The 26,547-nt window shown below is 71.1% G+C and carries 18 protein-coding genes; 8 read left to right on the top strand and 10 right to left on the bottom strand.

The window, feature by feature from the left end:
• Positions 1–247: 247 nt before the first annotated feature.
• Together hpf and ACZ7L0_RS11415 are read left to right on the top strand one after the other, a co-directional pair.
• Positions 248–940, top strand: a complete 693-nt coding sequence (hpf, locus tag ACZ7L0_RS11410; protein WP_471242221.1) for a ribosome hibernation-promoting factor, HPF/YfiA family — start codon at positions 248–250, stop codon at positions 938–940.
• A 205-nt stretch (positions 941–1,145) separates the two neighbouring features.
• Positions 1,146–1,889: a response regulator gene (locus tag ACZ7L0_RS11415; protein ID WP_471242222.1), complete on the top strand. Its 744-nt coding sequence runs from the start codon at positions 1,146–1,148 to the stop codon at positions 1,887–1,889.
• Between the two features lies 1 nt (position 1,890).
• Here ACZ7L0_RS11415 and ACZ7L0_RS11420 read toward each other — a convergent pair whose 3' ends face one another.
• Together ACZ7L0_RS11420 and ACZ7L0_RS11425 are read right to left on the bottom strand one after the other, a co-directional pair.
• Complete coding sequence (locus ACZ7L0_RS11420) at positions 1,891–3,063, bottom strand: winged helix-turn-helix domain-containing protein (protein WP_471242223.1); 1,173 nt, start codon at positions 3,061–3,063, stop codon at positions 1,891–1,893.
• 67 nt (positions 3,064–3,130) lie between these two features.
• Positions 3,131–3,712, bottom strand: coding sequence for a GNAT family N-acetyltransferase (locus ACZ7L0_RS11425; protein WP_471242224.1), 582 nt, complete (start codon positions 3,710–3,712; stop codon positions 3,131–3,133).
• A 244-nt stretch (positions 3,713–3,956) separates the two neighbouring features.
• Between ACZ7L0_RS11425 and secA the strand changes: the two genes are divergently transcribed.
• Positions 3,957–6,770, top strand: a complete 2,814-nt coding sequence (gene secA, locus ACZ7L0_RS11430) for a preprotein translocase subunit SecA (protein WP_471242225.1) — start codon at positions 3,957–3,959, stop codon at positions 6,768–6,770.
• 74 nt (positions 6,771–6,844) lie between these two features.
• On the opposite strand, the gene ACZ7L0_RS11435 is transcribed toward secA, so the two are convergent.
• Positions 6,845–7,294: an Rv3235 family protein gene (locus tag ACZ7L0_RS11435; RefSeq protein WP_471242226.1), complete on the bottom strand. Its 450-nt coding sequence runs from the start codon at positions 7,292–7,294 to the stop codon at positions 6,845–6,847.
• A 332-nt stretch (positions 7,295–7,626) separates the two neighbouring features.
• Between ACZ7L0_RS11435 and ACZ7L0_RS11440 the strand changes: the two genes are divergently transcribed.
• The 4 genes from ACZ7L0_RS11440 (at position 7,627) to ACZ7L0_RS11455 (ending at position 15,905) form a co-directional block, all read left to right on the top strand.
• Positions 7,627–8,139: a DUF6912 family protein gene (locus ACZ7L0_RS11440; RefSeq protein WP_471242227.1), complete on the top strand. Its 513-nt coding sequence runs from the start codon at positions 7,627–7,629 to the stop codon at positions 8,137–8,139.
• Between the two features lie 85 nt (positions 8,140–8,224).
• Positions 8,225–8,896 (top strand): HAD family hydrolase, encoded by a 672-nt coding sequence (locus ACZ7L0_RS11445; protein ID WP_471242228.1) that lies wholly within the window; start codon positions 8,225–8,227, stop codon positions 8,894–8,896.
• A gap of 481 nt (positions 8,897–9,377) precedes the next feature.
• Positions 9,378–14,324, top strand: coding sequence for an NAD-glutamate dehydrogenase (locus ACZ7L0_RS11450; protein WP_471242229.1), 4,947 nt, complete (start codon positions 9,378–9,380; stop codon positions 14,322–14,324).
• Positions 14,325–14,507: 183 nt separating this feature from the next.
• Entirely contained in the window at positions 14,508–15,905 is a 1,398-nt protein-coding gene (locus ACZ7L0_RS11455; RefSeq protein ID WP_471242732.1) for a hypothetical protein, read from the top strand.
• Positions 15,906–15,960: 55 nt separating this feature from the next.
• On the opposite strand, the gene ACZ7L0_RS11460 is transcribed toward ACZ7L0_RS11455, so the two are convergent.
• The 4 genes from ACZ7L0_RS11460 to ACZ7L0_RS11475 form a co-directional block, all read right to left on the bottom strand.
• Positions 15,961–17,634 (bottom strand): glycosyltransferase family 2 protein, encoded by a 1,674-nt coding sequence (locus ACZ7L0_RS11460; RefSeq protein ID WP_471242230.1) that lies wholly within the window; start codon positions 17,632–17,634, stop codon positions 15,961–15,963.
• A complete protein-coding gene (locus tag ACZ7L0_RS11465) occupies positions 17,631–19,826 on the bottom strand; it encodes a CDP-glycerol glycerophosphotransferase family protein (protein WP_471242231.1) in 2,196 nt (731 codons plus the stop codon). The genes ACZ7L0_RS11460 and ACZ7L0_RS11465 overlap by 4 nt, the downstream gene beginning before the upstream one ends.
• Before the next feature lie 102 nt (positions 19,827–19,928).
• A complete protein-coding gene (locus ACZ7L0_RS11470; protein WP_471242232.1) occupies positions 19,929–20,795 on the bottom strand; it encodes an ABC transporter ATP-binding protein in 867 nt (288 codons plus the stop codon).
• On the bottom strand, positions 20,788–21,702 hold the full coding sequence (locus ACZ7L0_RS11475) for an ABC transporter permease (RefSeq protein ID WP_471242233.1): 915 nt from the start codon (positions 21,700–21,702) through the stop codon (positions 20,788–20,790). The genes ACZ7L0_RS11470 and ACZ7L0_RS11475 overlap by 8 nt, the downstream gene beginning before the upstream one ends.
• Before the next feature lie 192 nt (positions 21,703–21,894).
• Between ACZ7L0_RS11475 and ACZ7L0_RS11480 the strand changes: the two genes are divergently transcribed.
• Positions 21,895–22,521 carry a TetR/AcrR family transcriptional regulator gene (locus tag ACZ7L0_RS11480; RefSeq protein WP_471242234.1) on the top strand — a complete coding sequence of 209 codons (627 nt, stop codon included), beginning with the start codon at positions 21,895–21,897 and terminating at the stop codon, positions 22,519–22,521.
• Between the two features lie 21 nt (positions 22,522–22,542).
• Here the strand turns inward: ACZ7L0_RS11480 and galE are convergent, their stop codons facing one another.
• The 3 genes from galE to ACZ7L0_RS11495 form a co-directional block, all read right to left on the bottom strand.
• On the bottom strand, positions 22,543–23,535 hold the full coding sequence (gene galE, locus ACZ7L0_RS11485) for a UDP-glucose 4-epimerase GalE (RefSeq protein ID WP_471242235.1): 993 nt from the start codon (positions 23,533–23,535) through the stop codon (positions 22,543–22,545).
• Between the two features lie 61 nt (positions 23,536–23,596).
• A complete protein-coding gene (locus ACZ7L0_RS11490) occupies positions 23,597–25,201 on the bottom strand; it encodes a glycosyltransferase family 2 protein (RefSeq protein ID WP_471242733.1) in 1,605 nt (534 codons plus the stop codon).
• 44 nt (positions 25,202–25,245) lie between these two features.
• Positions 25,246–26,502, bottom strand: coding sequence for a glycosyltransferase 87 family protein (locus ACZ7L0_RS11495; protein ID WP_471242236.1), 1,257 nt, complete (start codon positions 26,500–26,502; stop codon positions 25,246–25,248).
• Positions 26,503–26,547 lie beyond the last annotated feature (45 nt).

The raw sequence follows: 26,547 nt of genomic DNA on the forward strand, positions 1-26,547 counted from the left end.
AGGGTGACGACATCCGTCCGGGCGAGATATGTTCGGTTGTGAGGGAAAGGCGCAGGCCATACCCCTCATATTCGAATGCCGTGCTGCGGGTTTCCTGAATCACCCGCACCGGCAGGGTGGAGATCTTGCCCACGGGGGAGGAGGAGGTGGACGTCACCGAGTCCGAGGTTCCGGGGCTCCCCGGAACCGGGTGCAAAAGGGAGATGCTCCGCCGAAGAAGCGGAGCGATCCGGGAACGGAGTTCTGCGTGGACATCGTCGTCAAGGGCCGCAAGACCGAGGTGCCCGAGCGGTTCCGCAAGCACGTGGCCGAGAAGCTGAAGCTGGAGAAGATCCAGAAGCTCGATGGCAAGGTGATCAGCCTCGACGTCGAGGTGTCCAAGGAGCCCAACCCCCGACAGGCCGACCGCTGTGACCGAGTGGAGATCACGCTCCGCTCCCGCGGTCCGGTGATCCGGGCGGAGGCAGCGGCCAGCGATCCGTACGCGGCACTCGACCTGGCGGCGGAGAAGCTGGATGCCCGGCTGCGCAAGCAGCACGACAAGCGTTTCTCGCGCCGCGGCTCGCGCCGGATCTCGGCCGCCGAGGTTCCCGACCACGTCCCGGGGGCGGCGACCCTCAACGGGAACGGCCACCCCGTCCATGAGGAAGAGACGGGCGAAGTGCCGACCAGGAAGATCGGCTCGCTGGAAGTGCAGGGCGAAGGCCCCCTCATCGTCCGCGAGAAGACCCACGTCGCCTCCCCGATGACCCTCGACCAGGCTCTATACGAGATGGAGCTGGTCGGGCACGACTTCTACCTGTTCGTCGACTCAGAGACGAAGGAACCGAGTGTCGTCTACCGGCGGCACGCCTACGACTACGGCGTCATTCACCTCAGCACGGACCCGATGGTCGCTCAGGCGCAGCCCCCGGCGGCAGGCGGCATGCTGGGCGGCTGACCGTCCCGGCTGACAGCTGAGCCGGTGCCCCTGGCGGGCGTGTGCGCCCCCAGGGGCATCGGTGTGCGACCAGTTCGCGCCCCGCTCTGTCACCGCGGTGTCGTCCGGGCATGAAATCATGGCCGCACCGGCCCAACCGGTGGGTCGATGCCTTGGGTTGGCGATGGCACAGGACCACAGGCCACAGCCTTCAGGGGGAGGAACGATGGCGGACAGCTTCGGACCGATGCAGGACGAGACCGCCGACGGCGTCGTCGGTATGGGCCCGGACGCGGGTAATCCACGCGGCGAGCCGATCAGAGTCCTGGTCGTGGACGACCACGCCCTCTTCCGCCGTGGTCTGGAGATCGTGCTCGCCGCCGAGGAGGACATCCAGGTCGTCGGAGAGGCGGGCGACGGCGCCGAGGCCGTGGACAAGGCCGCCGACCTGCTGCCCGACATCGTTCTGATGGACGTGCGGATGCCCAAGCGCGGCGGGATCGAGGCGTGCACCTCCATCAAGGAGGTGGCCCCCAGCGCGAAGATCATCATGCTGACGATCAGTGATGAAGAGGCCGATCTCTACGACGCGATCAAGGCGGGCGCGACCGGATATCTCCTCAAGGAGATTTCCACGGACGAGGTGGCCACCGCCATTCGCGCGGTGGCCGACGGCCAGTCGCAGATCAGCCCCTCCATGGCGTCGAAACTCCTCACCGAGTTCAAGTCGATGATCCAGCGCACCGACGAGCGCCGGCTGGTGCCGGCGCCGCGGCTCACCGACCGGGAGCTCGAGGTGCTCAAGCTGGTCGCCACCGGCATGAACAACCGGGATATCGCCAAGGAGTTGTTCATCTCCGAGAACACCGTGAAGAACCACGTGCGCAACATCCTGGAGAAGCTGCAGCTGCACTCCAGGATGGAGGCGGTGGTCTACGCGATGCGGGAGAAGATCCTCGAGATCCGCTGACTCAGCCGAGTATGCGGGCGAGTTCGGCGGTGAGGGGCTCGCGCAGTTCGGGGGCGTCGACGCGTTCCACCCGTACGTCCGTGCAGTCCACCCAGCTCGCCGCCTCGACCAGGGCCTGGGCCACGGCCGGGACCGCCTTCGGGCCGTCCAGGGTGGTCTGCCTGGCCACCAGGGTGCGGCCCTCGCGGGCCGGGTCCACGCGGCCGACCAGGTGGCCGCCGGCCAGGACCGGCATGGCGAAGTAGCCGTACACCCGCTTCGGCTTGGGGACGTAGGCCTCCAGGCGGTGGGTGAAACCGAAGATCCGCTCCGTGCGGGCCCGCTCCCAGACCAGTGAGTCGAACGGGGACAGCAGCGTGGTGCGGTGGCGTCCGCGCGGGGGGGTTTCCAGGGCCGCCGGGTCGGCCCAGGCGGGCTTGCCCCAGCCCTCGACCGTGACCGGTACCAGGCCCGAGTCCGCGATCACCGCCTCGACCTGCTCGCCCTTGAGGCGGTGGTAGTCGGCGATGTCCGCGCGGGTGCCCACGCCCAGGGACTGGCCCGCCAGGCGGACCAGGCGGCGCAGGCATTCGGTGTCGTCCAGTTCGTCGTGCAGCAGCGCCGCCGGGACGGCGCGTTCGGCGAGGTCGTACACCCGCTTCCAGCCGCGGCGCTCGACGCAGACCACCTCGCCGTACATCAGCCCACGCTCGACGGCGACCTTCGCACCGGACCAGTCCCACCACTCGCTGGTCCGCTTCGCGCCGCCCAACTCGGTGGCCGTGAGGGGGCCTTCGGCGCGGAGCTGCTTGATGACCTGGTCGTAGGCGCCGTCGGGGAGTTCGTGGCCCCAGTGCGGGCGGTTGCGGTAGGCGCGGCGGCGGAAGGCGAAGTGGGGCCACTCCTCGACGGGGAGGATGCAGGCGGCGTGCGACCAGTACTCGAAGGCGTGCGTGTCCGTCCAGTACGCGTCCTCGACCGTCCTGCGGCCGACCGCGCCGAGGCGGGCGTAGGGGACGAGTTCGTGGGAGCGGGCGAGGACGGAGATGGTGTCGAGCTGGACCGCGCCGAGATGGCGGAGGATGCCGCGGACGCCTGCTCGGCGGTCGGGGGTGCCGAGGAAGCCTTGGGCCCGCAGGACGATGCGGCGGGCCTCGTCCGCGGTGAGCTCGGTGGTGGGGCGCGGAGTCGTCATGAGTCCGGACGATAGAAGGTGGGTCTGACAGTGCGGGGTGAACTGGGGATTCGGCGGGCGCTGAGGGTCAGCGCGAGTGCTCCGGCGCCGGCAGATAAGGCGCCGTGGACGGCAGCCCCAGGTCCGACGGAAGCAGGGAGCCCACCCAGCAGTCCCTTCGTACTCCCTTGTTGTTGATCGCGGAGCGCAGGATGCCCTCGACGGTGAAGCCGACGCGTTCCGCCACCGCGCGGGAGGGCCTGTTGCCGACTTCCGCGCGCCACTCCATCCGGTCGACGGCCAGCGTGGTGAAGGCCCAGCGGGCGGCGGCGAGCGCGGCCTCGGTGACGTAGCCGTTGCCGCGGTGCTCCTTCGCGGCCCAGAAGCCGATCTCGCCGACACCCAGGGCACGCATGGTGATGCCCAGCATGCCCGCCAGCTCTCCCCGGGGCAGGAAGAGGCCGAAGGTGTACATCGAGTCGTGCACCCACCCGTCCGGTGCCATCTGCCCGGTGAAGCTCTCGGCGTGTTCGCGCAGGTAGGGCGACGGGAACTGGGAGATCCAGCGCTGCAGGTCGGTATCCTGGGCGGCGGCGTACACCGCGTCGGTGTCCTGCGGGCCGACGGTGCGCAGCAGCAGACGGTCGGTGGCGAGCGTCACGGGTTCCATCGGCCGATTGTGCTCGGACGGCATGCGGGACGCCATCATTTCGCCGTGCGTGAGCGCGTGGACACGTTTCGCGCAATTCCCCGTGTCGATGCGGCACTATCCGCGTGGCCCGGCCGTTGTCCCCTGTGAAGCAGCCGTCGCGCCGCCAGGCCTCCCGGCGTGCCCGGGTCCTCGCATACGATGGCCGTTGCTCAGTAATGGAAACCGACCGTCCCAGGCCCGACCGGCAAGGAGACCAGCCCCCGTGTCCGTCCTCTCGAAGATCATGCGTGCAGGCGAAGGCAAAATCCTGCGCAAGCTGCACCGCATCGCGGACCAGGTCAACTCCATCGAAGAGGACTTCGTCGACCTCTCCGACGCCGAGCTGCGGGCCCTCACCGAGGAGTACAAGCAGCGGTACGCCGATGGTGAGAGCCTGGACGACCTGCTCCCCGAGGCGTTCGCCACGGTACGCGAGGCCGCCAAGCGCGCCCTCGGCCAGCGGCACTACGACGTGCAGTTGATGGGCGGCGCCGCCCTCCACCTCGGCTATGTCGCCGAGATGAAGACCGGTGAGGGCAAGACCCTCGTCGGCACGTTGCCCGCCTATCTGAACGCCCTCTCCGGAGACGGCGTCCACCTCATCACGGTCAACGACTACCTGGCCGAGCGCGACTCCGAGATGATGGGCCGCGTCCACAAGTTCCTGGGCCTGTCCGTCGGCTGCATCCTGGCCAACATGACGCCGGCCCAGCGCCGCGAGCAGTACCTGTGCGACATCACGTACGGCACGAACAACGAGTTCGGCTTCGACTACCTGCGCGACAACATGGCGTGGTCCAAGGACGAGCTGGTCCAGCGCGGCCACAACTTCGCCATCGTCGACGAGGTCGACTCCATCCTCGTCGACGAGGCCCGTACGCCGCTGATCATCTCCGGCCCGGCCGACCAGGCCACCAAGTGGTACGGCGACTTCGCCAAGCTGGTCACGCGCCTGAAGAAGGGCGAGGCCGGCAACCCGCTCAAGGGCATCGAGGAGACCGGCGACTACGAAGTCGACGAGAAGAAGCGCACGGTCGCCATCCACGAGTCCGGCGTCGGCAAGGTCGAGGACTGGCTGGGCATCGACAACCTCTACGAGTCGGTCAACACGCCGCTGGTGGGCTACCTGAACAACGCCATCAAGGCGAAGGAGCTCTTCAAGAAGGACAAGGACTACGTCGTCATCGACGGCGAGGTCATGATCGTCGACGAGCACACCGGCCGTATCCTCGCCGGCCGCCGCTACAACGAGGGCATGCACCAGGCGATCGAGGCGAAGGAAGGGGTGGACATCAAGGACGAGAACCAGACGCTCGCCACGATCACCCTGCAGAACTTCTTCCGCCTCTACAAGAAGCTCTCCGGCATGACCGGTACGGCCATGACCGAGGCCGCCGAGTTCCACCAGATCTACAAGCTCGGCGTCGTCCCGATCCCGACCAACAAGCCGATGGTCCGCAAGGACCAGTCGGACCTGATCTACCGCACCGAGGTCGCCAAGTTCGAGGCGGTCGTCGACGACATCGCCGAGAAGCACGAGAAGGGCCAGCCGATCCTGGTCGGCACCACCTCGGTCGAGAAGTCCGAGTACCTCTCGCAGCAGCTCAGCAAGCGCGGCATCCAGCACGAGGTGCTCAACGCCAAGCAGCACGACCGCGAGGCGACGATCGTCGCCCAGGCCGGCCGCAAGGGCGCGGTCACGGTCGCCACGAACATGGCCGGCCGTGGTACGGACATCAAGCTCGGCGGCAACCCCGAGGACCTCGCCGAGGCGGAGCTGCGCCAGCGCGGCCTCGACCCCGAGGAGCACATCGAGGAGTGGGCGCACGCCCTGCCCGCCGCCCTGGAGAAGGCCGAGCAGGCGGTCAAGGCCGAGAAGGAAGAGGTCGAGGAGCTCGGCGGCCTGTACGTGCTGGGCACCGAGCGGCACGAGTCGCGCCGGATCGACAACCAGCTGCGCGGTCGTTCCGGCCGTCAGGGCGACCCCGGCGAGTCCCGTTTCTACCTCTCCCTCGGCGACGACCTGATGCGGCTGTTCAAGGCCCAGATGGTCGAGCGTGTGATGTCCATGGCGAACGTGCCGGACGACGTGCCGATCGAGAACAAGATGGTCACGCGCGCGATCGCGTCCGCGCAGTCGCAGGTCGAGCAGCAGAACTTCGAGACCCGTAAGAACGTCCTGAAGTACGACGAGGTGCTCAACCGTCAGCGCGAGGTCATCTACGGCGAGCGGCGCCGTGTCCTGGAGGGCGAGGACCTCCAGGAGCAGGTGCAGCACTTCATGGACGACACGATCGACGCGTACGTCGGTGCGGAGACCGCCGAGGGCTTCCCCGAGGACTGGGACCTGGACCGGCTGTGGGGTGCCTTCAAGCAGCTCTACCCGGTGAGGATCACCATCGAGGAGCTGGAGGAGGCGGCCGGTGACCGGGCCGGGCTGACCGCCGAGTTCATCTCCGAGTCCATCAAGGACGACATCCGCGAGCAGTACGAGGCGCGCGAGACGCAGCTCGGCTCCGAGATCATGCGTGAGCTGGAGCGCCGGGTCGTGCTGTCGGTCCTGGACCGCAAGTGGCGCGAGCACCTCTACGAGATGGACTACCTCCAGGAGGGCATCGGCCTGCGCGCGATGGCGCAGAAGGACCCGCTGGTGGAGTACCAGCGCGAGGGCTTCGACATGTTCCAGGCCATGATGGAGGGCATCAAGGAGGAGTCCGTCGGCTACCTGTTCAACCTGGAGGTCCAGGTCGAGCAGCAGGTCGAGGAGGTTCCGGTCGAGGACGCCCAGCCGGTGGCCGAGGGCGTGCAGGACACGGTTCCGGCGCAGGCGGGCGCCCGCCCCGAGATCCGCGCCAAGGGGCTGGACGCTCCGCAGCGGCGGGACCTGCACTTCTCCGCGCCGACCGTGGACGGCGAGGGCGGCATCGTCGAGGGCGAGTTCGCCGACGAGGACGAGCCCGTGCGCTCCGAGGCCGACGGTCTCACCCGCGCCGAGCGGCGCAAGCAGGCCAAGGCCGGGCGCCGCCGCAAGAAGTGACGGCTCTCAAGGCGCCGTAGCGGCTTGGAAGGGCCGGGTCACCCGAGGGTGCCCGGCCCTTCGGCATGTGTGCCCTAGTCGTCCGTGCGGTGGTCGCGGGGGCCGCCCAGTTCCACCGCTGTGCAGCGCCAGCGCAGGTCGGCTCCCTGTTCCAGGCGGAAGGCCAGGGCGCGGAGCTGGTCGCCGGCGCCGATGCGGGCGAAGGCCTCGACGGCGCCCGCACGGGGGACGAAGTAGCCGATGTCGCGGACGACGGGGCGGGTGCCGTGGGTGCGCAGGGGGCCGCTTTCCGCGAGCCGGGCCAGGTCGTCGTAGGCGCGGCCGACGGTGTGCCGGAGCATCCAGTGGACGGGGCGCTGGCCGCTCAGCACGGCGAGGAGGCGGTCGGCGAAGAGGTCGGTGGGACGGGGGCGCGGGGCCGGGGTGCGGGGCGGGGTGCCGCCGGGGCGGCGGGAGTCGCGGCGGCTCGGCGGGCGGGTGCCAGGGCGCTGCTGTGCCGCTGCCCTGGACATGACCTTGTTCATGGAAGTCCCCGTTCGGCGGGCCCGGTGGATACCGGGCGGTAACTTGCTGGTGGGGATCTTGTACGGGCCCGTGTGCGGCGTCGGCAAGGAAGGACCGGCCGGTGTCGGGGTGCCGGAAAGTTCACCTATCCGAGTGGTCGGGGTGGTCGTGAACCCCGTACTACGGGGCCGTGGGCGGGTGAATCGGGGGGTACCGGGTAGACGTCCGGGGCGTCATGGGCGGGGACCCGAAAGGGGACTCCCACACGTATCCTGAAGGCCCTCCGGGAGACGCGGGACCCGCCCTCCCCGGAGCCTCAGCGGAGCCTGTCGACCAGGAAAGAGCGGCCAGCATGCGCGTCTACGTCCCCCTGACCCTCTCCGGTCTCGCCGAGGCGTACAAGACAGGGGAGCTGGGGGCGGGACCGTTCGTCGCGTACGCCGTCACGCCCGGGCTGCGCGAGTGGTACCTCTCCGACGACATCGAGGAACTCGAATACGCGGCGCTGAGCCGGGCCGCCCTGGCCTCGCTGCGGCTGCTGGCGGCGGACCCCGGCGCGGCGCGGCGGCGGGTCGTGGTCGCCGTCGACGTCTCCGACGGCGCGGCCACGGCCGACCCGGACCGCGGCCTGGACCCGGCGGCGCTCGGCGAGGTACGGGTGGCCGGAGCGGTGCGCCTGGCCAAAGCCGCCGCGGTGCACGTGGACGCGGACGACGCGGAGACGGACGTGGCCGCCGCGGCCGGGGCGCTCGAGGCGGCGGACGGCGGGGACGACGACGCCCAGTTCGTCGTGGACGGCGCCGAGGACCACGAGCTGCTGTGGTTCGCCACGCAGGAGATCCCGAATCTCGTGGGGCTCGGGTAACCGGGGAAACAGGGGCATCCCTCTGTGACCTGCGGGTTTCCTCGCCGGTTCATGATTGTCAGTGGCGGCGGGTACGTTTTTGGGCATGGGGATGCACTCAAGCGCGCACATCGTCTGGGACTGGAACGGCACCCTGTTCCACGACAATGACGCGATCATCGGGGCGACGAACGCGGCGTTCGACGAGCTGGGGCTGGAGCCGATCACGCTGGAGCAGTACCGGGCGCTGTACTGCGTGCCGGTGCCGAAGTTCTACGAGCGGCTGCTGGGGAGACTGCCGACCGAGGCCGAGTGGGAGGTCATGGACGAGGTCTTCCATCGGTACTACGCCGAGCACCGGGTGCGGTGCGGGCTGACCGAGGGAGCGGTGGAGCTGCTGGCGGGGTGGCGGTCGGCCGGGCGCAGCCAGTCGCTGCTCAGCATGTACGTGCACGACGAACTGGTGCCGCTGGTGCGGGGGTTCGGGATCGAGACCCATTTCATACGGGTGGAGGGACGGACCGGACCGTCCGGTGGCAGCAAGGCCGAGCACATGGTGCGGCACCTGGAGGCGCTGGTCGGGGCGGGCGTCGAGCCCGCGCGAACGGTGGTGATCGGGGACGCGGCGGACGACGCGGTGGCGGCGCGGTATGTGGGGGCGCGGGCCGTGTTGTACACCGGGGGGTCGCACAGCCGGGTCAGTCTGGAGACGGTGGGGGTGCCGGTGGTGGACACCTTGGCGGAGGCCGTGGCGGAGGCCGAGCGGTTGGCGGCGTGACGCCGCGCGGTCGCCGGGCGGCGTGGCCGATACGGCACCCGGGCCGCGCTCGCCCCTGTGCAGAACGTCAAAGTTCCACCCCGGGTTTTGTACACATACGGCTCATGACGGGCCCCCCGTGAGGAGCGATAGCCTTGTGGCGTGATCAGCGCGATAGTTCGCGGGGGCATCGGTGCCCTCGCCCTGCGCCCGGAGAGCACGGACCACATCCGTGACCGGGTGGCGGTCGCTGGTCTTCGCGGGCGGGACGGGGGCGCAAGAGTCCCCGAGGCGTCGCGCACTCCCCGGGTCACGGCGTTGCGGAGAGCAGCGTCACACCCGTCGGGCGCGCCGAAAATGGCTGATTTCCCCCCGCTCATCTCCCCTTGCGGCATAGCGTCGGACCGGACCGGACACCCCGGGCCGTGGCGTCGAGCCGGAAGGAAAGAGGCCGTACTTCCTTCTACGTCACGCAACGGCGCGCGACAGGAGCCAGAGGACAATGCAGACCAAGCTGGACGAAGCCAAGGCCGAGCTGCTCGACAGGGCCGCCCGGGTAGCTGAGAACAGCCCGGTCGGGGGGCACCTACCGACTGGGACGACGGGCGAGGGCACTCCGGGGACCCCGGACCGCGAATCCGTGCTCGCGTTCCTCCAGCGCTACTACCTGCACACCGCCCCCGAGGACCTCACCGACCGCGACCCGGTCGACGTCTTCGGAGCCGCGGTCTCGCACTACCGCCTGGCCGAGACCCGCCCCCAGGGCACGGCCAACGTACGGGTCCACACCCCGACCGTGGAGGAGAACGGGTGGACCTGCAGCCACACCGTCGTCGAGGTGGTCACCGACGACATGCCCTTCCTCGTCGACTCGGTCACCAATGAGCTGACCCGGCAGGGGCGCGGCATCCACGTCGTCATCCACCCGCAGTTCGTCGTCCGGCGCGACCTCACCGGCAAGCTCATCGAGGTACTGCCCATCCCGCTCGCCGACGAGGGCCTCCCGCACGACGCGCACATCGAGTCCTGGATCCACGTCGAGATCGACCGCGAGACCGACCGCGCCGACCTGAAGCAGATCACCTCCGACCTGCTGCGCGTGCTGTCCGACGTCCGCGAGGCCGTCGAGGACTGGGACAAGATGCGCGAGGCGGCGCTGCGCATCGCCGAGGACCTTCCGGGCGAGCCCGTACCCGGCGACCTCGCCCTGCCCGAGGTCGAGGAGGCCCGCGAGCTGCTGCGCTGGCTGTCCGCCGACCACTTCACCTTCCTCGGCTTCCGCGAGTACGAGCTGCGCGGCGACGACTCCCTGGCCGCCGTCCCCGGCACCGGCCTGGGGATACTGCGCTCGGACCCGCACCACTCCGGATCCGAGCAGCACCCCGTCAGCCCCTCCTTCGAGCGGCTCCCGGCCGACGCCCGCGCCAAGGCCCGCGAGCACAAGCTCCTGGTCCTGACCAAGGCCAACAGCCGGGCCACCGTGCACCGGCCGTCGTACCTGGACTACATCGGCGTCAAGAAGTTCGACGAGAAGGGCAACGTCGTCGGCGAACGACGCTTCCTGGGCCTGTTCTCCTCCGCCGCGTACACCGAGTCCGTCCGCCGGGTCCCGGTGATCCGGCGCAAGGTCGACGAGGTGCTGGAGCGCGCCGGGTTCTCGCCCAACAGCCACGACGGGCGCGACCTGCTGCAGATCCTGGAGACCTACCCGCGCGACGAGCTCTTCCAGACCCCGGTCGCCGAGCTCCAGTCCATCGTCACGTCCGTGCTGTACCTGCAGGAGCGCCGGCGGCTGCGGCTCTACCTGCGCCAGGACGAGTACGGGCGCTACTACTCCGCCCTGGTATACCTCCCCCGAGACCGCTACACCACCGGCGTCCGGCTGCGGATCATCGACATCCTGAAGGAGGAGCTGGGCGGCACCAGCGTCGACTTCACGGCCTGGAACACCGAGTCGATCCTCTCCCGGCTGCACTTCGTCGTCCGCGTCCCGCAGGGCACCGAGCTGCCCCAGCTGTCCGACGCCGACAAGGAGCGCATCGAGGCCCGCCTCGTGGAGGCCGCCCGTTCCTGGGCCGACGCCTTCGCCGAGGCCCTCAACGCCGAACTCGGCGAGGAGCGCGCCGCCGAGCTGCTGCGCCGCTACAACAACGCCTTCCCCGAGGGCTACAAGGCGGACCACAGCCCGCGCGCGGCCGTCGCCGACCTGGTCCACCTCGAACGCCTCAGCCCGGAGGCGGGCAACGACTTCTCGCTGAGCCTCTACGAGCCGGTGGGCGCCGCACCCGACGAGCGCCGCTTCAAGATCTACCGCAAGGGCGCCTCCGTCTCCCTCTCCGCCGTCCTGCCGGTCCTCAACCGGCTCGGCGTCGAGGTGGTGGACGAGCGGCCGTACGAACTGCGCTGCACCGACCGGTCGACCGCGTGGATCTACGACTTCGGCCTGCGCATGCCCAAGGTGAGCGGCAGCGGGGACTACCTCGCCGACGACGCCCGCGAGCGCTTCCAGGACGCCTTCGCCGCCACCTGGACCGGCAAGGCCGAGAACGACGGCTTCAACGCCCTCGTGCTGAGCGCCGGGCTGACCTGGCGGCAGGCGATGGTGCTGCGCGCGTACGCCAAGTACCTGCGGCAGGCGGGCTCCACCTTCAGCCAGGACTACATGGAGGACACCCTCCGCAACAACGTCCACACCACCCGGCTGCTCGTCTCCCTCTTCGAGGCGCGGATGTCGCCGGAGCGGCAGCGCGCCGGGCTGGAGATCGTCGACGCGCTGCTGGAGGAGCTCGACGCCGCCCTCGACCAGGTGGCGAGCCTCGACGAGGACCGCATCCTGCGCTCCTTCCTCACCGTCATCAAGGCGACGCTGCGCACCAACTTCTTCCAGGAGGCCCTGGGCGGCAAGCCGCACGAGTACGTCTCCATGAAGTTCGACCCGCAGGCCATCCCCGACCTGCCGGCGCCCCGTCCGGCGTACGAGATCTGGGTGTACTCGCCGCGCGTCGAGGGCGTGCACCTCAGGTTCGGCAAGGTCGCCCGAGGCGGCCTGCGCTGGTCGGACCGCCGCGAGGACTTCCGTACCGAGATCCTCGGCCTGGTCAAGGCGCAGATGGTGAAGAACACCGTCATCGTGCCGGTCGGCGCCAAGGGCGGCTTCGTCGCCAAGCAGCTGCCGGACCCGAGCGTGGACCGGGACGCGTGGCTGGCGGAGGGCATCGCCAGCTACAAGACCTTCATCTCGGCGCTGCTGGACATCACCGACAACATGGTGGCCGGCGAGGTCGTGCCGCCGCAGGACGTCGTCCGGCACGACGGGGACGACACGTACCTGGTGGTCGCCGCCGACAAGGGCACCGCGACCTTCTCGGACATCGCCAACGGGGTCGCCGAGCAGTACAACTTCTGGCTCGGCGACGCCTTCGCCTCCGGCGGCTCCGCGGGCTACGACCACAAGGGCATGGGCATCACCGCCCGCGGCGCCTGGGAGTCCGTCAAGCGGCACTTCCGGGAGCTGGGCGTGGACACCCAGAGCCAGGACTTCACGGTCGTCGGCATCGGCGACATGTCCGGTGACGTGTTCGGCAACGGCATGCTGCTGTCCGAGCACATCCGCCTGGTCGCCGCCTTCGACCACCGGCACATCTTCATCGACCCCGACCCGGACGCGGCGACCTCGTACGCCGAGCGCCGGCGCCTGTTCGAGCTGCCGCGCAGCTCCTGGGCCGACTACGACACCGCCCTGCTGTCGGCGGGCGGCGGCATCTTCCCCCGTTCCGCGAAGGCCGTCCCGGTCAACGCCCACATCCGCGAGGCCCTCGGCATCGAGGAGCGGGTCACCAAGATGACCCCGGCCGACCTGATGAAGGCGATCCTCCAGGCCCCGGTGGACCTGCTGTGGAACGGCGGCATCGGTACGTACGTCAAGGCGTCCACCGAGTCCAACACGGACGTCGGCGACAAGGCCAACGACGCCATCCGCGTCGACGGCGCCGACCTGCGCGTCAAGGTCGTCGGCGAGGGGGGCAACCTGGGTCTGACGCAGCTGGGCCGCATCGAGTTCGCGCTGCACGGCGGCCGGATCAACACCGACGCGATCGACAACAGCGCGGGCGTGGACACCTCCGACCACGAGGTGAACATCAAGATCCTGCTCAACGGACTGGTCGCGGACGGCGACATGACCGTCAAGCAGCGCAACAAGCTGCTCGCCGAGATGACCGACGAGGTCGGCCGTCTCGTCCTGCGTAACAACTACGCGCAGAATACGGCGATCGCCAACGCGCTGGCCCAGTCCAAGGACATGCTCCACGCCCAGCAGCGCTTCATCCGCCACCTGGTCCGGGAAGGCCACCTCGACCGGGCGCTGGAGTTCCTGCCCGCCGACCGCCAGATCCGCGAGCGCCTCGCCCAGGGGCAGGGCCTGACCGGCCCGGAGACGGCCGTCCTGTTGGCGTACACGAAGATCACGGTCGCCGAGGAGCTGCTGCACACCTCGCTGCCGGACGACCCGTATCTGCGCAGCCTGCTGCACGCGTACTTCCCGGCCCCGCTGCGCGAGCGGTTCGCCGACCAGATCGAGGGCCACCCGCTGCGCCGCGAGATCACCACGACGGTGTTGGTCAACGACACGGTCAACACGGGCGGTACGACGTATCTGCACCGTCTGCGCGAGGAGACCGGGGCCTCCCTGGAGGAGATCGTCCGGGCGCAGACCGCGGCCCGCAGGATCTTCTGCTCGGCGCCGGTGTGGGACGCGGTCGAGGCGCTCGACAACAGGGTCGACGCCGCCGTCCAGACCCGCATCCGCCTGCACTCCCGCCGCCTGGTGGAGCGCGGCACGCGCTGGCTGCTCAACAACCGGCCGCAGCCGCTGCAGCTCGCCGAGACCGTCGACTTCTTCGCCGAGCGGGTCGAGCAGGTCTGGCAGCAGCTGCCCAAGCTGCTGCGCGGCGAGGACCTGGAGTGGTACCAGCACGTGTACGACGAGCTGGTCGGGGCCGGTGTCCCGGACGAGCTGGCGACGCGGGTGGCCGGATTCTCCTCCGCCTTCCCCACGCTCGACATCGTCTCGGTGGCCGACCGCACGGGCAAGGAGCCGCTGGACGTCGCCGAGGTCTACTACGACCTCGCCGACCGGCTGCACATCACCCAGCTCATGGACCGCATCATCGAGCTGCCCCGCGCCGACCGCTGGCAGTCCATGGCCCGCGCCTCCATCCGCGAGGACCTGTACGCGGCGCACGCGGCCCTCACCGCGGACGTCCTCGCCGTCGGCAACGGCACCTCGACTCCCGAGCAGCGCTTCAAGGCCTGGGAGGAGAAGAACTCGGCGATCCTGAGCCGGGCGCGCACCACGCTGGAGGAGATCCGGGGCTCGGAGACCTTCGATCTCGCCAACCTCTCGGTGGCCATGCGGACGATGCGCACGCTGCTGCGTACGCATTCGTAGGCCGTACGGCAACTGAGGGCGCCCCGGGCAGGACGGCTCGGGGCGCCGCTCTTTCGCCCCCTGTGCAACCTCGAAGTTCGGTGCTTTTCGGATAAAGTCCGGCATGTGAGTTTCCGTCGGACGAGTACCGCATCGCCTGGTGGAGCCCTTCCGCAGGCCGCCGTCGCGCTCGTCCTGGCCCTGATGCTCCTGGTGATCGTCCGCCTTCCGTGGGTGGGCGATCTCGGTATGCACGCGGCGACGATCGAACGGCTGCGGCACAACCTGCTGCACCCCGGCAATCCGCTGGTCGACGCGGACACCCCGAGCCCGTACTACTCGCCGTGGATGCTGCTGCTCGGCTGCCTCGCCCGGGTGAGCGGGCTGTCGGTGTTCGTCGTGCTGCGGGTCGCCGCGCTCGTCGGGCTCGGGCTCCTCGTCAGCGGTGTGTGGCGGTACGTCCGGACGCTCAGCGCGCACCGGGCCGCGCCCGCGGTGGCACTGCTGTGCCTGCTGTTGCTGTGGGGGCCGAGCCTGTTCGAGTGGAGCGGGTTCCTCGGGCTCAACTCCCTGGCGCTGACGGTGTCGTATCCGAGTGTCTTCGCGCTCGGTCTCGCCTTTCACCTCTGGGCCTGGCTGACGGGGGCGCTGCGCGGCGGTGCCGGGACGGCGTGGGGCGTGTGGCCGGGGCTCGGGGTGCTGTGGGCGGTGATCCTGCTGTGCCACCAGTTCACCGGGGTCGTGGCCTCGCTGGGCGCGCTGGCCACGGTGGTCGCGGCGCGGCCGGGGCGGGCGGTGCTCGTACGGCTGGGGGCGGGGGTGCTGGTGGGGCTGGCGGTGCTGTGGGGGTGGCCGTACTACGACTTCTTCTCGCTGTTCTCTGCCGGGGCGGATCTCGAGGCGATCCACCGGCCGTTGTACGGGCATCTGCTCGGGCGGTTCGGGCTGGTGCTGCTCGGGGTGGCCGCTCTGGCCTTGCGGTTCCGGCGTGACCGGTGGGACCCGCTGGTGATCTTCTTCGTGCTGGGGGCGGTCGTGTTCGCCGCGGGCGGGGTGAGCGGGCACTACGCGTGGGGGCGGGTGCTGCCGGCCGCGTTGATCCCGGCGCAGCTCGCGGCCGGGCTGGAGGTGGTGTCGGGCGGGCGGCGGGCGGGGTGGGCGTGTGTGCTGGGCGCCGCGCTGGCCCTGGGGGCGTGGACGCAGGTGGGGACGGTGGGCTATGTGGTCGGGCGGGGTGCGTTGCCGGAGGCGGTCGCGGCGAAGTACCGGGAGCCCTGGGTGGGGTATCGGTGGATCACTCCCTGGGTGAAGTACGGGGATGTGGTCATGGCGCCGACGGGGGCGGCGCGGCAGATCCCGGCGTACGGGGCGTACACCGTGGCGCCCGGGTATCCCGACGTGTTCCTCGCGGATGCGGGGCGCAGGGACGCGGCCGTCCGGCGGTACTTCGCTGTGGGGACGGCCGGGGGTGTGCGGTCGGGGATCGTGAGGTCGTACGGGGTGCGGTGGGTGGTGGACCGGGGGAGCGGGCTGCGGGATTCCGGGCTGCGGGTGGTGGCCCGGGGGCCGGGTGGGCAGGTGCTGTACCGGGTGGTGCGCTGAGTGCGACCGGAGTGGCGGCTGCCCGCGGCCAGGGCGACGGTTCACGCACCCCTGGCTAGCGCAACACGCTCGCCACCAGCCGCACCGCCCGGCGCACCCTCGAACGGGCGACCCGGCGGGCCGCCGGGCGGATCAGGTGGGCTGTCACTCCGGTGGGGCGCCAGCGTATTTGCAGGCGGCCCGGGTTGCGGCCCTCCGGTTCCACGATGAGCCGGTGGTGGGCGAGGCGGGTGCTGAGGACGGGGAAGGCTAGGGGGGCCAGGAGGATGCCCGTGTGGGCGAGGCCCTGCTGTTCGATGCGGAGCACCGGGTGGCGGATGCCGTCGAAGCCGTGCAGGGGGAGCGGTGCGGCGCCGAGGTCGAGGTGGACGTGGCCCTCGAACACGCCGGGGCGGACGGGGGCCAGGCGGAAGGGGAGGGTGAGACGGCGTTTGCCGGGGCTGAGCAGGAGGGCGGCGCGCTGCGGGCCGATGGGGAGGCGCAGGCCGGGGTCGTAGGTGCGGATCGTCAGGTCGAGGGAGGCGCCTGGGCCGGGGGTGAGGTCCGTGATCTCGTGGCGGAACAGGGCGCTGGGGACGGGCCGTGCGTCCAGTTCGAGGTCGGTCACGTCCAGTTCGCGGCGGGCCCAGAGCGTCTCCGGGACGCGGTCGCCCCAGTACGTGCCCTCGCCCTCGGGGCCCGGTGTCACCTGCCTCGGTGCGACCGCGTGGCCCAGACCGCGTGCCGCCAGCCGGGCCTCGGCGAGGCGGCCGTCGCGGACGAGTTGGAGGACGACACGCTCCGGGCGGGGCAGGCGGGCGTACGCGCCGGGCGCCAGCGTGCCGAGGTAGGGGGTGACGATCTCCGCGAAGGACGCCAGCCACGCGTCGTCGCGGTAGGGCAGGTCACCGGCGTACATGCGGAAGTCGTGCTTGAGGAACTTGTAGTCCTTCTCCTCCCGCAGCGACTCGTGCCCGCTCTCGGTCAGGAACTCGTCGATCAGACGCTGCACATGGACGCGGTCGCGGACGTTGTCGAGCCGGTGGCGCTGGTTCGAGATGGAGGCGGAGTCGGCGGCCGCGAAGGGCTCTATGTACCAGTGGTAGACCGGCTCCGGGATGACCGTGAACGACTTCGCCAGGCAGTACGCCTTCGCCGAGAACAGCTGGTCCTCGTAGTGGATGCCCTCGGGGAAGCGCAGGTCGTGGCGGTCCAGGAAGGCGCGGGAGTACATCTTGCTGGTCGACAGGTGTTCGAACAGCAGGCGCGGCTCGGAGGCTATGCCGTCGACCGTGCGGCGCTCGGCCACCAGGTGCGGCATCCAGGTCGAGCGGCGGCCGTTGTCCACCCGTATCCGCCTGACCACGCCCATCGCGAAGTCGATCTCGCGCTCGCGGTGGGCGGACAGCAGCGACTCGACCGCTCCCGGGGGCAGCTCGTCGTCGCTGTCCAGGAACATCAGGTACGGCGCCCGGGCGATCTCCAGGGCGCGGTTGCGCGGGGCGCTGCACCCGCCGCTGTTCTCCGGCAGGCGGAGGTAGCGGATGCGGGGGTCCTGGGCCGCCAGCCGCCGGGCGACGGCCGGGGTGTCGTCCGTGGAGTGGTCGTCGCTGATGATGATCTCGATGTTGGCGTGGGTCTGCCGTCCGAGCGAGGCGACCGCCCGGGGCAGGCGTGCCGCGTCGTTGTAGACGATCACCGTCACCGTGACGTCAGGGGCGTCGGGGACGGCAAGGGCGTCCGGGGTCATGAGGCAGCCTCCTCCGGGGTCGGTGCCGGTGTGCGCTCCTCGACGGGGATCACGGGCGGCAGCGACTCCTCGCACTCGCCGAGGAAGACCCGCCGTACGACCCGTTCGGCGGCGCGCCCGTCGTCGTACTCGCAGAAGCGGCGCCGGAAGGCGGCCCGCGCCTTCGCCGCGCCCTCGTCCCGCCACGCGCCCGAGGTGAGGATCTCCGCCAGTTCCTCCTGGGTGCGGGCCACCTGGCCCGGTGGTTCGGCCATCAGGTCGAAGTAGACGCCGCGGGTCGTCGCGTACGTCTCCCAGTCGTCGGCGAAGATCACGATCGGGCGGTCGAGGCCGGCGTAGTCGAACATGATGGACGAGTAGTCCGTGACCAGGGCGTCCGCGGCGAGGCACAGGTCCTCGACCGGCGCGTACGACGAGACGTCGACGACCCTGCCCGTGCGGCGCAGACCGGCCAGCGGGGAGGCGGCGCCGCCGTAGAAGTAGTGGCCGCGCACCAGCAGGACGGTGTCCTCGCCGAGGCGGTCGGCCAGGGTGGCGAGGTCGAGGCGGGGGGTCCAGCCGGCCTCGTAGTCGCGGTGGGTGGGGGCGTACAGGAGGGCCCTGCGGCCGGGGGCGATGCCCAGGCGGTCGCGGATGGCCCGCACCCCCTCGGCGTCGCAGGTGTGGAAGACGTCGTTGCGCGGATAGCCGTAGTCGAGGGAGACATAGCGGGAGGGGTAGGCGCGCTCCCACATACGGGTGGAGTGGCTGTTGGCGGAGACGCTGTAGTCCCACTTGTCGACGCGGCCCAGCAGGGCGGCGAAGTCCGTGCCCTTGGCGGCGGCCGGGTAGTTCATCTGGTCCAGGCCCATGCGCTTGAGCGGGGTGCCGTGATGGGTCTGGAGGTGGATCGCGTCGGGGCGTTTGACCACGGCGTTGGGGAAGTTGACGTTGCTGGTGAGGTACTTGGCCGTGGCCAGCACCTCCCAGTAGCGGCGGGTGCCGGGGACGACGTGGTCGGTGCCGGGCGGGAGGAGCGGCGCGTTCTCCCTGGTCACCACCCACACCGGGTGGATGTGCGGGGCGAGTTCGGCGAGCTTGGCGGCGATCGCGGCCGGGTTGCAGGAGACCCCGCGGTCCCAGTAGGCCGAGAAGACGGCCAGACCGGGGTCGACCGGGCGGGTCAGGGCGCGGCGGTACTGGTGGCCGAGGACCTTCGCGCTCAGCTTCCGCTTGCGTTTACGCAGGTCCGACCTGACGGTGCGGCGGGTGCGGTTGGCGGCCTGGAAGGCGCGGTAGCGGGTGTAGGCGCCCTCTTCGAGGAGGCCGCGGCGGACGCCCTCCAGGCCGGCCGGGCGGCGGTGGTCCGGCGGGCGCCAGCGGACCGCCGCCAGGGAGGCCCGGCGGAAGAACTCCCGGGCCACCGGCTCGGGCAGGTCCTCGCGGGCGAAGGTGCGCAGCAGGTCGCGGACCATGATGTCGTAGAGGACGGCGCGCGCGGCGGGGCGCTCCTTGACCAGGGGGAGGAGCGTCTCGTAGCGGTCGACGAGGGCGTAGCGCTCTTCGGGGGCGAGGGGCGGGAGGCTCTGGGGGCGCAGCCGGCGGTCCTCGTAGGCGACCTGGTTGAGGCAGGCGATCCGGTCGGCGCGCAGCAGCGTCGCGTACGCCGCGCACGGCTCGTCGTCGGTGGTGAGCCGCTCCTCGTGTGCCCGCCAGAAGTCGGCGCGCAGGGCGCGGTTGCCCAGCAGCGAGGCCAGGCGCAGCAGGTGGGGGGCGTCGTCCAGGGTGAGGTCGGCGCGGCCGGCGCGGGCCAGGAGGCGGCCGTCGCCGGAGCGGGCGCCGGAGGTCCGCCAGGTGGCGGTGACGTGGTCGAAGAGGAGGACGTCGACGTCGTCGGGCAGTTCGGCGGCGCGCTCGGCGACCATCCGGGGGGCGCCGGCGGGCAGGCCGTCCTTGGTGTGGACGAAGTGCAGCCAGCGGCCGGACGCCCGCGCGGCCCCCGCCGCCCGGGCCGCCGCGTCGGCCGTCCCGGCCGGCAGGGGCAGTACCACCGTCTCCGGGGCGTGCGCCTCGGCGGCCTCCCGGGCCCAGTCGCCGACCGCGGCCACGATCACCTCGGCGTCCGCGAGGGGGTGGGCGTCCAGGGAGTCGAGGAGTCCCGTCAGGTGTCCCTGGGTGTTCGGCCCGTACACGATGATGCTGAGTTCGGGCATCGTGGGGACTCCTTCGCCTCGTCGTCACCGGGCGCGTCTTTCCCGACATGCTGTCACTTATCCGATGAAAGGGATAAATGGGCTTGGGCCGGCCGGGTGAGCTCAGGAGGGGAGAGGGGCTTTCGCCGCCGCCGGTTTCGGCGCCGGCTTCGCCGCCTTCCGGGGGGCCTTCTTGGGCTCCTTGTCGCCGGTGAACGCCTCGTACTCCTTCAGGACGTCCTCCGTCGGCCCGTCCATGCGCAGTTCGCCGCGCTCCAGCCACAGCACCCGGTCGCAGGTGTCCCGGATCGACTTGTTGTTGTGGCTGACCAGGAACACCGTGCCCGCGTGCTTGCGCAGCTCGCGGATCCGCTGCTCGGAGCGCTTCTGGAAGGAGCGGTCGCCGGTGGCCAGCGCCTCGTCGATCAGCAGGACGTCGTGGTCCTTGGCGGCGGCGATGGAGAAGCGCAGACGGGCTGCCATGCCGGAGGAGTAGGTGCGCATCGGCAGGGTGATGAAGTCGCCCTTCTCGTTGATGCCGGAGAACTCGACGATCTCCTCGTAGCGCTCCTTGATCTGCTCGCGGGACATGCCCATGGCGAGGCCGCCGAGGTAGACGTTGCGCTCGCCGGTGAGGTCGTTCATCAAAGCCGCGTTGACGCCGAGCAGGGAGGGCTGGCCGTCGGTGTAGATGTGGCCGCTCTCCACCGGGAGCAGGCCGGCCACCGCCTTCAGCAGCGTGGACTTGCCGGAGCCGTTGGTGCCGATCAGTCCGATCGCCTCGCCCTTGTAGGCGACGAACGAGACCTTCTTGACCGCGTGCACCTTGCGCACGCCCGCCGCCTGCTCGGCCTGCTTGCGGCGCAGGATGCGGTTGAGGGCGGCGGTGGCGGTGCCGCGCCCGGCGCCGGTGCCGTTGACCCGGTAGACGATGTCGACGGCGTCGGCGATGACGGTGGGGACGGTGCTCTCGTTCAGGATGTCAGCCACGGCCGTACGTCTCCTCAGCCTTCCAGAAGTAGATGAAGCCGCCGACGCCGGCGACCAGCGCCCAGCCCGTGGCCGCCGCCCACACGTGCGGGGGCAGCTGGTGGGCGTGGAAGCTGTCGATCAGCGCGTAGCGCATCAGGTCGATGTAGACCGCGGCCGGGTTGGTCTCCAGCGCGATCGTCACCAGGCGCGGCAGGTGGTCCTTCGCGGTGAGCTTGTCGATGCTCCACATCACGCCGGAGACGTACATCCAGGTGCGCAGCACGAACGGCATCAGCTGCGCGATGTCCGGGGTCTTCGCCCCCATCCGGGCCATGATCATCGACATGCCCGCGTTGAACGTGAACTGCAGGCACAGCGCCGGGAGCGCCAGCAGCCAGGAGGCGGCGACCGGGACCCCGAAGCACAGCAGGATCACGATCAGCGCGGCCATCGAGAACAGCAGCTGCTGGAGCTGCTGCAGGCAGAAGGAGATCGGCAGCGCGGCCCGCGGGAAGTGCAGCGCCCGGACGAGGCCGAGGTTGCCGGAGATCGCGCGGGTGCCCGACATGATCGAGCTCTGTGTGAACGTCCAGATGAACACGCCCGTGACCAGGAACGGGATGTAGTCCGGGACGCCGTGCTTGGTGCCCAGCAGCACGCCGAAGATGAAGTAGTAGACCGCCGCGTTGAGCAGCGGGTTCATGATCTGCCAGACCTGGCCCAGCTTCGCCTGGCTGTACTGGGCGGTGAGCTTGGCGGTGGCGAAGGCGCTGATGAAGTGGCGCCGCGCCCACAGCCGGCGGACGTACTCGGGCAGGGAGGGGCGGGCCCCGCTGACCGAGAGGCCGTGCCGGGCGGCCAGGGCCGAGAGGTCGTCGTCCGCCGGGACCGGGGTCCGGGGCGGTGTGTGGAGAACCTGGCTCACATCCGCTGCTTTCGCTCGGGGGGTGGGGGTGCGCGCGTCCGGCCGGCGCCGGGTCCGCGTCGCCCGGCGTTTCCTTACGCTTCTCTTCACGTTTTCTTACGTCGGGACGGGACCGTATCGTCGCAACGTGAGCGTAGGCCGAGTGGACGTCGGAACGCAACCGTTTCGTCGTAACGCCCTATGCTGGACCGCATGACGACGAACGCCGACGAGCCCAGGACGCGTCCGCGCCGGCGGACCCCCGCCGGGGCGGCCGTGCTCCGGGAGGACGTGACCGAGGCCATCCGGGCGGCCGTCTTCGAGGAACTCGCGGTCAGCGGCTACGCGCGCATGTCCATCGAGGGCATCGCGCGCCGCGCGGGCGTCGGCAAGACCGCCGTCTACCGCCGCTGGCGCTCCAAGCTGCACCTCGTCCTGGACGTCGTCTCCGCGCTCGCGGTGATGGGCCTGCCCGTGCCGGACACCGGCTCCCTGGAGGGCGACCTGCGGCTGCTGTACGAGGTGACCTCCCGCGCGCTGCGCCACCCCGTCGCCTCGCAGATCATCCCCGACCTCCAGGCCGAGGCGGCCCGCAATCCCGAGATCGCCGAGGCCATGCAGAAGGCCCTGCGCGACGGGCAGGAGGGCGTCGCCAGCAAGATCATCGCGGCGGCCGAGCAGCGCGGCGAGCTCCGCACGGGCGTCGACGACGAACTGGCCCTCGACCTGATCTCCGGACCCCTGTACTGGCGCTCGGTCGTGATCCGCAACCCCAAGCTCCCCAAGGGCTACCTGGCCGCCCTCGCGAAGGCGACCACGGCCGCCCTCAAGGCACTCTGACGCCGGCGACGGGTCCGCCGGTCAGGAGCGGGCCGCCTCCGGGTGCAGCCGCACCCAGCCCTCCCACGCGGACGTGATCATGTCCTGGACGTCGTGCTTGGCCTTCCAGCCGAGCTCGACGGCGACGCGCTCGGCGGAGGCCACGACACGGGCCGGGTCACCGGGCCGGCGGGGGGTGACCGTCGGGGGGCGGTTGTAGCCGGTGATCGCGTTGATGCGGTCGATCATCTCGCGGACCGACACGCCCTCCCCGCGGCCGATGTTGAAGGTCGGATGGGCGCCGGGGGAGGACTGGAGGTGGCGGGCGGTGGCCACGTGCGCCTCGGCCAGGTCCACCACGTGGATGTAGTCGCGGACGCAGGTGCCGTCCGGGGTCGGGTAGTCGTCGCCGAAGATGCGCGGCGGGGCGTCCTCCGTGAGCTTCTCGAAGACCATGGGGACGAGGTTGGAGACGCCGGTGTCCGCGAGCTCCGGGGTGGCCGCGCCCGCCACGTTGAAATAGCGCAGCGACGCCGTGGACAGCCCCGTGGCCCGGCCCGTCGCGCGCACCAGCCACTCACCGGCCAGCTTGGTCTCGCCGTACGGCGACATGGGCGCGCACGGTGTCTCCTCCGTCACCGGGTCACCGTGGCGGGCGGTGTCCGGCATGCCGTACACGGCCGCCGAGGACGAGAACACGAAGGACGGCACCTCGGCCGCCGTGACCGCCTCCAGCAGGACGCGCAGCCCCTCCACGTTCTCCCGGTAGTAGAGCAGCGGGCGGTCCACCGACTCGGCCACCTGCTTCCTGGCCGCCAGATGGACGACGCCGGTGACCGAGTGCTCGGCCAGCGTGCGCGCCAGCCGGCCACCGTCCAGCGTGGAGCCCACCACCAGCGGGACCCCCGCCGGCACGCGCTCGGCGATGCCGGTGGACAGGTCGTCGTACACCACGGCCCGCTCCCCGGCCTCGGTCATCGCCCGGACGACGTGCGCCCCGATGTAGCCGGCGCCGCCGGTGATCAACCAGGTCATGTGGCCGTCCCCTCGTTCCGTGGCCCGTGGTGGTGTGCGGGTCGCCTCTTGGTGACGCCTCTCAGTCAAGCAGGCGGCGCAGCCGTGTGCGGACAACCGCGACAATTCCCCTCATTCCTGTCGCCACGCGCAGGGCCAGGGCGCCGGAGTGCGTGGCGTACGGCCGGACCAGCAGTACGCCGTGCCGGACGCTCGGCAGGGCGCGCGGGCGCAGCAGACCGGCGCCCGGTACGGCGTGCGCCGTCACGTCGCGGTGCGTGCCGTCGGTGAAGCGCAGCCGCAGCCGCAGGTCCCAGGTGCCGGTGCCGAGGGCGCCGGGGTCGACGGATGTCACCGCCGTCCAGGAGGAGCCGTCGGCGGCCGGGATGAGCGCGGTCGTACGGCGCTGGGCCGGGCGTCCGTCGTCGCGGCGCCGCCACTCCGCCTCCACCGCCTCGGGCCCGGCCTGCGCCACCCGGCCGTACAGGTCGTGCAGGCGCAGACGCAGACGCGTCTCCCGCGCGCGGGGCCGCAGTTCCGCGTCGACGGCGAGCGGGAGGAGGCGGACGGGGCGGGTCAGGAAGGGGGCCAGGGTCGGCCGGGGCAGGTCGGCGGACCAGATCGGAGTGCCGTCGGGAGCCTGTGCGTAAGGGGGGAGCAGACGGGCGGGCCGGGCGGCGAGCTCCTTGAGGCGGGGCAGGTCGCGGGGCTCGGGGGACTCCAGGACGACCCGTGCGATCAGACGGCCCGGCGCGGTCGGGTTGAGCTCCCAGTCGGCCGCGTCGTACGCCGCGAGGTGCGCCCGCGTGTGCTCCCACCACGCGCGCCGGTAGTGCGCGTCCCGCATCTCCAGCTCGCGGACGTATATCCGCAGCTCGTGGTCGAGGAACTTGGCGCGGGCCGCCCGGGCCAGCTCCTTCTGCCCGGCGCCCAGCAGGATCTCGTACGCCAGTGCGCACGCCTGCGTCCGCGCCCGCCAGTTGTCGATGTCGGCCCGGTCCAGCGAGAGCGACAGCCGGTCGGCCGAGCGGCGCACGTGCCACACGTACACCGGGTCCGGCACCAGGGCGACGCGCGGCCCGGCGGCCAGCACGCGCGCGGTGAAGACGAAGTCCTCGTAGAGGAACCGGCCCTCGGGGAAGCGGATGCCGTGCTCGCGCAGGAAGCCGGTGCGGTAGAGCTTGTTGACGCAGAGCGTGTCGTGGACCAGGCGGGGCCGCTGGGAAGGGCGCGCGAGAACGGTGTGCGCCGTGTACAGGGGCGCCTGCCAGGGCTGTTCGCGCCCCGAGGGCAGCTCCCGGCGCACGCACAGCCCGCCCGCGACCTCCGCGCGCGCCTCGGTCGCCGCCGTGAGCAGCGCGTCCACCGCGCCGGGCGGCAGTACGTCGTCGCTGTCGAGGAACATCACGTACGGCGCCGTCACCGCGTCCAGCCCGGTGTTGCGCGGGCTGCCGCACCCGCCGCTGTTGACCCGGCGGCGCAGCACCCTGAGCCGCGGCTCCGCGGCGGCCAGCCGGGTGAGCGCCTCGGCGCTGCCGTCCGTCGAGCAGTCGTCGACGGCCACCACCTCGCGGACGGCCGCCCCCTGGGCGAGCGCCGAACGCACCGCGTCCGTCACATGGGCCGCGTCGTTGTACCCGATGACGACGACGCCGACGGGCGGAGGCTGCGGGAGGTCCGGTTGCATGGCGTCCACGTAACGGAATCGTAGGAATGGTGCGTAATCACCCGCTAATGGGCGCTCAGCGCTCGATGCGGAAGACGGCCGGAGCCGGAGCGGGGTTCCTTCACGGAGGCGGTCTCCGCGGCCGGGGGTGGCGTGCTGGAGCGCCACAGCCGGACGAGGGCCAGGACGGCGGCCGTCGCGAGGAGTCCGTTGCGGACGAGCATCAGCAGACAGCCCGTCCAGGTGCACCCCACGACCTCGCCGTACAGCGCGGGATAGGCGACGGCGCTGACCGCGCTCGCCGCCACCACCAGCGCCGCCACCGGCCGCTGCACGGTGTGCCGGGAGGTCAGGCAGACGGCGGCCAGGCCCAGCAGCCAGATCATGTACTGAGGGCTGATGACCCGGCTGGTGACGGTGAACAGCAGTACGGCGCACAGCGCGGCGTCATAGGGCGTCGCCTCGCTCCAGTGCCGGGCCCGCACACGCCACAGCAGCAGGAACGCGAAGGCGAGCGCCGTGAGCGCGAGGCAGGCGTGGGCGACGGCGGAGACGTACGGGCCGACGAGCTCGATCGCGCCGTACTGGTAGCGGGCCCTGCCGGTCCACCCCGCGTGCCTGGCGAGGCTCAGCGCCGTTCCGCCGAGGGACTCGATCTGCACGCCCCGGTTGCCCTGCTGGCGCAGGAAGGCGAGAGGATTGTTGAACAACCCGGCGAATACCCCGAGCGTGACGACCTCCGCGCCCACCGCCCACACCCAAGCCGCCCGCGTCGCCCGCCCCCGCGCCACCCCCAGCAGCACCAGCGCCGGCCACACCTTCACCAGCCCGCCCAGCGCCGCGAACACCCCGCACGCGCGCGGGGAGCGCGACAACGTCAACAGGGAGATGACGGCGAACGCGGTGACCTGCACGTCGTACCGGGCCAGCGGAAGGTGCAGCAGCAGCGGCAGGGACCCGACCCACAGGGCGGCCCCGAGCAGACTGCGGCCGGGCCGCGTGCCCGCGCGGACCAGCGCCAGCGCGATCAGCGCGTCGGCGGCGAGCGTGAGGGCCACGAACGCCCGGAAGTACGTCAGCCCCGGCAGCAGCCCCGGCGCCAGCAGCACCGCGCCCGCGCCCGGCGGGTACTGCCACAGCGTGTCGTGCGCCGGGAACGCGCCCCCGGACAGCACTCCGTACCAGTGGAAATACAGCCGCCACACCTCACGCGCCACCGCGCCCCGGCCCAGCAGGGGCGCGGAGCAGTGGGCGAGCAGCCACAGCATCGCGGCGCGGGTGGTCAGCCAGACGGCGGCGAGGGGGAGCAGTCGGCTATTCATCACAGGGGAGCGTAAGCCGCGTGGATGGTATATCCATGCTGATAC

It is taken from the genome of Streptomyces sp. NPDC039424, assembly GCF_055639495.1.